Here is a 1904-nt window from a genome sequence, read left to right on the forward strand (position 1 = left end):
CCAATACTCTTCTCCATCTCTGGTAAAGCATTTACAACTATATGAGCAGTATCCTGGCTCACACAACCTTTGGCGGTTGTTGCAGTACAAGTAATAACCGCAGAACCAGCAGATACACCAAGAACTAATCCATTATTATCAACAGTGGCTACGCCAGTATTACTGCTGCTCCATACACCAGTTCCACCAGTTGAGCCGTTTGTCAGTGTAACAGCGCTTCCGGCACATACCTCACGCAGACCAACACTTTTCTCCATCTCTGGTAAAGCATTTACAGCTATATGAGCAGTATCTACACTTACACAACCTTTTGCGGTTGTTACAGTGTAAGTGATAACCGCAGAACCAGCAGATACACCACGAACTAATCCATTATTGTCCACTGTAGCAACACTTACAACACTGCTGCTCCATACGCCAGTGCCACCAGTTGAACCGTTTGTCAGCGTAACAGAACTTCCGGCACATACCTCACGCAGGCCAACACTTTTCTCCATCTCTGGTAAAGCATTTACCAGCACGTGCGCAGTATCCACACTTACACAACCTTTGGCAGTGGTTACAGTGTAAGTAATAACCGCAGAACCAGCAGATACACCACGAACTAATCCATTATTATCTATTGTGGCTATACCAGTATTACTGCTGCTCCATACGCCAGTACCACCAGTTGAGCCGTTTGTAAGTGTAACAGCACTTCCCGCACACACTTCACGCAGGCCAACACTCTTCTCCATCTCTGGTAAAGCATTTACAGTTATGCGGGCAGTATCCACACTTACACAACCTTTGGTAGTTGTTACAGTATAGGCAATCACTGCGTTACCAGCAACTACAACATGAACTAATCCATTATTATCTACTGTAGCTACAACAGTATTACCGCTGCTCCATACACCAGCACCCCCAGTTGAGCCGTTTGTCAGCGTAATCGCACTTCCCGCACATACCTCACGTTCGCCAACACTTTTCTCCATCTCTGGTAAAGCATTTACCAATATATGAGCAGTATCCACACTTACACAACCTTTTGCGGTGGTTACAGTATAGGTAATCACTGCGTTACCAGCAACTACACCATGAACTAATCCATTATTATCAACAGTGGCTACGCCAGTATTACTGCTGCTCCATACACCAGTTCCACCAGTTGAGCCGTTTGTCAGTGTAACAGAACTTCCGGCACATACCTCACGCGCGCCAACACTCTTATCCATCTCTGGTAAAGCATTTACAGCTATATGAGCAGTATCCACACTTACACAACCTTTGGCAGTTGTTACTGTATAGGTAATCACTGCGTTACCAGCAGCTACACCACGAACTAATCCACTATTATCTACTGTAGCAACACTTACAGCACTGCTGCTCCATACACCAGTACCACCAGTTGAGCCGTTTGTCAGTGTAACAGAACTTCCGGCACATACCTCATGCAGGCCAATACTCTTCTCCATCTCAGGTAAAGCATTTACAGCTATATGAGCAGTATCTACACTTACACAACCTGAACCAGTTGTTACAGTATAAGTAATTACTGCATTACCGGCACCTACACCACGAACTAATCCATTATTATCTATTGTGGCTACACTTACAGTACTGCTGCTCCATACACCAGTTCCACCAGTTGAGCCGTTTGTCAGTGTAACAGCGCTTCCGGCACATACCTCACGCGCACCAACACTCTTCTCCATCTCTGGTAAAGCATTTACCGCTATATGGGCAGTATCCACACTTACACAACCTTTTGCGGTGGTTACAGTATAGNACTACAACAGTATTACTGCTGCTCCATACACCAGTACCGCCAGTTGAGCTGTTTGTCAGTGTAACCGTACTTCCGGCACATACCTCACGCGCGCCAGCACTCTTCTCCATCTCTGGTAAAGCATTTACAGCTA

At 45.7% G+C, this 1904-nt stretch carries 1 protein-coding gene; it reads right to left on the reverse strand.

What is annotated here, in order from left to right:
- Nucleotides 1-1697 (reverse strand): Ig-like domain-containing protein (locus tag IEY13_RS29980; protein WP_229688076.1); only part of this gene is annotated, 1697 nt, incomplete at its 3' end.
- Between the last annotated feature and the right edge of the window lie 207 nt (nt 1698-1904).

It is taken from the genome of Filimonas zeae (assembly GCF_014641615.1).
GTDB lineage: Bacteria > Bacteroidota > Bacteroidia > Chitinophagales > Chitinophagaceae > Filimonas > Filimonas zeae.